Source organism: Streptomyces sp. NPDC049577, from assembly GCF_040675635.1.
GTDB lineage: Bacteria > Actinomycetota > Actinomycetes > Streptomycetales > Streptomycetaceae > Streptomyces.
Genome location: NZ_JBFAPH010000388.1, coordinates 1 through 5,595 on the forward strand (window position 1 = coordinate 1; position 5,595 = coordinate 5,595).

General features: G+C 72.4%; 7 protein-coding genes. 3 read left to right on the forward strand and 4 right to left on the reverse strand.

Going from position 1 to position 5,595, the window contains the following annotated elements:
* The coding region (locus tag AB0K09_RS29100) for a nuclear transport factor 2 family protein (RefSeq protein WP_366068405.1) at positions 1 to 223 on the reverse strand (223 nt) is incomplete at its 3' end.
* Between the two features lie 64 nt (positions 224 to 287).
* A complete protein-coding gene (locus AB0K09_RS29105) occupies positions 288 to 1,208 on the reverse strand; it encodes a zinc-binding dehydrogenase (protein ID WP_366068399.1) in 921 nt (306 codons plus the stop codon).
* A gap of 116 nt (positions 1,209 to 1,324) precedes the next feature.
* On the opposite strand from AB0K09_RS29105, the gene AB0K09_RS29110 reads away from it, so the two are divergent.
* Both AB0K09_RS29110 and AB0K09_RS29115 read left to right on the forward strand, forming a co-directional pair.
* Positions 1,325 to 2,290, forward strand: a complete 966-nt coding sequence (locus AB0K09_RS29110; protein WP_366068400.1) for a LysR family transcriptional regulator — start codon at positions 1,325 to 1,327, stop codon at positions 2,288 to 2,290.
* A 77-nt stretch (positions 2,291 to 2,367) separates the two neighbouring features.
* Positions 2,368 to 3,042, forward strand: a complete 675-nt coding sequence (locus tag AB0K09_RS29115) for a DUF5701 family protein (RefSeq protein ID WP_366068401.1) — start codon at positions 2,368 to 2,370, stop codon at positions 3,040 to 3,042.
* Positions 3,043 to 3,062: 20 nt separating this feature from the next.
* Here AB0K09_RS29115 and AB0K09_RS29120 read toward each other — a convergent pair whose 3' ends face one another.
* Positions 3,063 to 3,638, reverse strand: a complete 576-nt coding sequence (locus AB0K09_RS29120) for an HAD family acid phosphatase (RefSeq protein WP_366068402.1) — start codon at positions 3,636 to 3,638, stop codon at positions 3,063 to 3,065.
* A 104-nt stretch (positions 3,639 to 3,742) separates the two neighbouring features.
* Positions 3,743 to 4,585, reverse strand: coding sequence for a helix-turn-helix transcriptional regulator (locus tag AB0K09_RS29125; RefSeq protein ID WP_366068404.1), 843 nt, complete (start codon positions 4,583 to 4,585; stop codon positions 3,743 to 3,745).
* Between the two features lie 112 nt (positions 4,586 to 4,697).
* On the opposite strand from AB0K09_RS29125, the gene AB0K09_RS29130 reads away from it, so the two are divergent.
* Entirely contained in the window at positions 4,698 to 5,411 is a 714-nt protein-coding gene (locus AB0K09_RS29130) for an SDR family oxidoreductase (RefSeq protein ID WP_366068403.1), read from the forward strand.
* Positions 5,412 to 5,595 lie beyond the last annotated feature (184 nt).

The following is a 5,595-nucleotide window of genomic DNA, read 5'->3' on the forward strand; positions in this document are numbered from 1 at the left end:
GGGACTGCCCGAGATGGCCGTCGTCGCCCGGCAGCTGTGGCGGGACGGCGGGCTGCGGCCGTCCGACGTCGACGTGGCGATCCTCTACGACCACTGGCAGGTCACCGGGGTAGTGCCAGGTCGCGTCCTGGGCGAAGCTCGCGTGAATGACATCCGCGTCGCCATCGCGGACGGCTTCGATGTAGCGGATGACGACGGCCTTGGGGTTGGTCGTGGCGGTCATGGTTGAGATCTCCTTGCGGGGGTTTTCCCGGTCGCTGGACGGTGGTTGCAGGTGGTGGAAGGTTTCAGGAGAGGGTGAGGACGGCCTTGCCGCGGATGCGGCGGTCTCGCAGGTCGGTGAGGACGGTCGCGGTCCCGGCCCAGTCGGCGGTACGGCCGATCTCGGGGTGCAGGCGGCCTTCGGCGGTGAGCCGGACGAGTGCCGCGAGGTCGTCGTCGAGGCCGGTGTCGGCGTCGAGGTAGTGGAAGTGGCGGATGACGGCCGACTCGGGTCCGGTGAAGAAGTCGAAGAAGTCGAGCGTCGCCGGGGTGCGGCTGGCCTGTCCGAACCAGATGAGCGTGCCGCGCTTCGCGAGCCGGGCGAGGGCTGTGGGGAGGGCTTGGCCTCCGGTCGACTCCAGCACGATGTCGTAGGGGCCGCGGGCGTCGGCCGGGTCGTGGACGATCTCGGCGGCGCCGAGTTCGGCGAGCCGGGCCGCGCGGTGGGCGTCCCGGGTCACGGCGGTGACCTCCGCCCCGGCGGCGGCCGCGAGTTCGGTCACATAGTGCCCCACTCCCCCTGACGCGCCGGTCAGCAGCACGCGCCGGCCCAGCACGGGCCCGGCCGTGCGCAGCAGCCGCAGCGCGGTGAGCCCGGCGAGCGGCAGTGCGGCACCCTGGATCGCGGAAACGGTGTCCGGCAGCACGGCGAGCGCGTCGGTGGGCACGGCCGCGAACTCCGCCCAGCCGCCCGACATGGGGTGCCCGACGACGCGCGCGATGCCGGCCGGCCCGCTGCCGTCGGCGGCCGGCTGCACCACGAGCCCTGCGATGTCCTTGCCCGGCCGCTCGCCCGGCACCGGGGCCTCCAGTTTGAACGTCTCGCCCCGGTTGACCGAGAACGCCTCCACCTTCACCAGCGCTTCGTTCGCGCGCGGCACCGGCTCGGGAACGTCGGCGAGGACGACCGGTTCAGCCGGATCCCCGGTCGGTATGAGCGCTTTCATGGCTGTGTTGTCTCCTTCGCGATGACTGAGACCATCTCACCGGGTGCGGCAGTGACCGGGCCAACAACCCGGGCCCCCTGCCGACAACTGAGAGTTGTCGGCGTATGGTCAGCGGCATGGACCTCGACCTCGCACTGGTCCGTGCCTTCGTCACGACCGCCGAGACGCTGCATTTCGGGCGCGCGGCCCAGCGGCTGAACACCAGCCAGCAGGCCCACTCCAAACGCATCGCCCGTCTGGAGTCCCTGCTCGCCGTCCGGCTGTTCGAGCGCGAGGGCGGTACGCGGCTGACCGAGGCGGGCGAGCGGTTCGAGCCGGCTGCCCGCGAGGCCATCGCGGCCGGTGAACGCGCCGTCGCGGCGGTGCTGGGCGCCGACCAAGCCGTACGCATCGATGTGTGGGGCCACCTCTACACGCCCATGCGCACCGTCGCCCAGGCGGTGGAGGCCCTCGGTGCGGTGCGCTGGGTGCCGGGCCCGGCGCGTGACTGGCCGTCGGCCGCCGAGTCACTGCTGCGTGGCGACACCGATCTCGGTTTCGGCCGGGTACACCCGCTGCCCGCCGGTCACGGCACCGGTCTCGCCCAGCGGCTCGTACGTCTGGAGCCCGTCGACGCGGTGGTCAGCGCCTCCCACCCGCTGGCCGGCGCACGCCAACTGCGCCCCGCCGAGCTGCGCGATGCGACGTTGTGGTGTCCCGGGGAGCTGTCCCGCCTGGACTTCCTGCGGCGCTTCGCCGACGCGTTCGGCGTCACCCGGCGTCAGGACGGCCCCAACCTCGGCCTCGACCATCTCGCCCAGCACCTGCGCACCCATGCGGAATGCTTCACGCTTCTGCCCGCCGACGCGCCGCTGCCCGACCACACGGGCCTGCGCTCGATTCCGCTCGTCGCGCCGACCCCGCTCTACGCCTGGTCGCTCACCTGGCGCGAGTCCCACCACCATCCGCTCCTCGACACCCTGCTCCGCAGCTTCACGGAGGCCGGACGCGCTCGCCGCTGGCTGGAGTACACCCCCGGACAGGACTGGCTCCCCGACACCGATCACACCGCACTCGCCACCGCACGACGCGGGGCGGGGTGAACTGCGGCGGCGGGAATGTTCCGGCAGGCCGGCTCGTTGTCCCGGGGCCCGTCCACGTCGCTGCCCCTGGGAGTACCGTGCCCGAAACCACCTCCGCCACCGCCCCCGCTGTGCTTCCTGCTCTGAGCGCGCAGGCCGAGCGGCTGATCGAACTGGGAGTGCACAAGCTCGCCGGCCTGCCCGCCGCCGATGTTCGTGCCTTCGCCGAGACCGCCGAGACCACCGCGGGCGGCGGCGGGACCCTGCTCGCCGTCCACCCCGACCGGGCCCCTGCCTCCGCCCTCGCCCCGCTGCTGCACCGCGACGGCAAGCCGGGCTTCGTCGTCACCGACATGCCCGACGTCGACCTTTTCTCCCCGCTCGACACAGTCGCGCTGCCCGGCGCCCCGCTCTACGTCCTCAGCGGTCTCGACCGCGGCGACCACATGGCCAACTGGAGCCCCGACGAGGCACTGCCCGCCCTCGCAGCCGAAGCCCGTACCCCCTTGCTGCTCACCGAGGGCATTCACTGGGTGCTGCAGCAGCCCGCCGTGCTGGAGCGCAACCACTGCTTCATGACCATCGGCTCCCGGCTGCGCAAGGCCAATGGCGCTCTGGACTCCCGCACTCCGGCGATCTGGATCAGCAACGGCACGGGGCGGGACGGCCGCGAGCGCCGCAACGCCCCCAAGGTCGGCTGGTGCTGGGCCGGCAACCGGCACACCTGGCTGGGCTTCGCCTCCGCGACGGGCCGCCGGACCGAGGAGGCATAAGCGGCCCCTGGGCAGCGGGCTCAGGAGAGCCGGCCGCCGTAGTCGGGGAGCTTGAAGCCCTTCTCGTAGTAGCCGCCCTCGAAGTCGGTGGAGCGGTTGCCTATGTTGGCGGTGATCGTGTAGCCGTCCTCGGTGAGTTCCTTCCGGCAGCGCTCCTTGCCGTCGTCCTTGTCCTCGCCGTGCTCGCGGGTGCACAGGGCGTCCACCGGGTAGCCGGCCTGCCGCAGTTCCTTGCGGGCCGACGAGGAGGAGGTGCGGGCGGTGACGAAGAGGACGGACACGTGGTGCTCGTGCGCCCACTGGGCCACGTCGAGGACCGGCTCGTTCGCCCGGCCCGGGTGGTAGTGGGTCTCCAGTGCGGTGTTGTCGATGTCGAGCACGATGGCCGGCCTGCCGCCGTGCTCGCCGGCCCGCTCACGCAGCCACGGAATCGTGGGCGCGACGGCCTTCTTCACGTCCTTCTGCCAGGTCTGGTAGCTGGGCAGGCCCGAGTCCCGGGCGGCCTGCGCGGTGGTGGCGGTGCCCAGCGCGGCGGTCGGCAGTGCGACCGCCGCGAGGGTGGCGAGAACGGCGATGCGGAACTTTCCGGCGGCCATCGGCCCTGCCCTTTCCGTTGATCGGCTTGTCGCCGGAAAGATCAGCAGCGCGGAAGGACATCCGGGCAACGGCAGGGTGTCTCCGACATGAAGTTGTCCCGTCCCTATGGGCCGTCCGTCCGGGGCGCGACCGCGCCTTCCGCCGTCATGGACAGCAGTACCAGCGCGTCGTGTTCGGGGGTGCCGGGTGCGGCTTGGTAGAGGAGCAGGCGGCTGCCGTGGTCGGGGGTGGTGAGGATCTCGTTCGGGAGAGTGACGCGGCCGATCTGCGGGTGGTCGAAGGCGGTGGCGCCGCCGCGTTTGACCAGGACCTCGTGCCGGTCCCACAACGCGGCGAACCGCTCGTCGGCCGCGGACAGTTCGGCGACGAGAGCGGCGGTCGCCTCCGGGGCGGACGGCTCGACGGTGCGCAGGTGCGCGACGCAGTTGCGGGCCACCCGCTGCCAGTCGGCGAAGACCGTGCGTGCGGCCGGGTGCAGGAACGTGTAGCGGATGGTGTTCCTCCGGCCGGGCGGCCAGTCGTCGAGACCGGGCATCAGCGCGAGACCCTCAGGGTTGGCCGCCAGTACGTCGTTGGTCTCGTTGAGCACGTACGCCGGACCGGGCCGGACCGATTCCAGCAGGAGCCGCAGCCCGGGGCCGACCGGCCGTGGGGCGGCGGGCCGGCGGCGCGGTGACCGCCCGGCGGCCCGGTCGGCGAGGGCGAGCAGATGGGCGTGCTCGTCGTCGGTGAGGCGCAGGGCCCGGGCCAGCGCGTCCAGGACCGCGTCGCTGGGTGCCGTCTCCCTGCCCTGTTCGATGCGGGTGTAGTAGTCGACGCTCACCCCGGCCAGCGCGGCCAGTTCCTCCCGGCGCAGCCCGGGGGCGCGCCGGATGCCCGGGCCGGTGGGCAGCCCGACGTCGGCCGGGCCGATTCGTCCGCGCCGGACCCGCAGGTATTCCGCCATGGCGTTCACGCCGTCGAGTGTGCCACCGGACAGTTGTGTTCCGGGTGGCCGTGTCGCACCTAGGATCAGCGCGGCCCTCCCTGCGTCCGGGCCGGCGGTGCAGGCTCGGAGCATGACTGACGCACTGATCATCGGCGGTGGCTCCGGAATGGGCCTGGCTCTGGCCAGGACCCTGCTCGCCGAGCAGATGGATGTGACGATCGCCGGCCGGTCCGCCGACCGGCTCGCGGCGGCCCGGGCCGAGCTGGCACCGGCGGCGGGCGGGAGGGTCCGCACGGTGCGTGCGGACATCGGCAGGGAGGAGGACGTGGCCGAACTCTTCGACCACCTGGGGTCGGTGGAGCATGTGGTGGTCACCGCGGCGGATGTGACGGGGGCGTACGGCCGGAGCGCGGACATATCCGCCTCGGCGGCCCGAAGCGTCCTGGACGTCAAACTGCTCGGTGCCTGGCTTGTCGGCAAGTACGCGGCCGGGCGGGTCACCGGGTCCCTCACCTACACGTCGGGGATCAACGCCTACCGGCCGAACGGCTCGAACACGATCGTCGCGGCGGCCAACGGCGCGCTCGCCTCGCTGGCGTCCGGCCTGGCGCTCGAACTGGCCCCGGTGCGGGTGAACGTGGTCTCGCCCGGCTGGGTGGACACCCCCGTCTGGGACCGGCTCGGCATGGACAAGCGGGCCGCCTTCGCCGATCTGGCGGGGCGCCTCCCGGCCCGGCGCATCGGCACCGCCGATGACATGGCCCAGGCGTTCCTGTCGGTGCTGCGCAATGGATTCGTCAATGGAACCGTGTTGCACGTCGACGGTGGTCACCGTCTCGTCTGATCACGGCCCTGCCTCCCGGGCCGGAAAGCCGGCCCGGAAGCCGGGCCGCTGTAGCCTCGTTCGGTCCGAGTTCGGGCGCCGCGGTGTCCGTCCATGACCTGGAAAGGGACTCGTCTCATGACCGTTCTGATCACCGGCAGCCGCGGCAGGATCGCCGCGAACCTCATCCCGCTGCTCCTGGAGC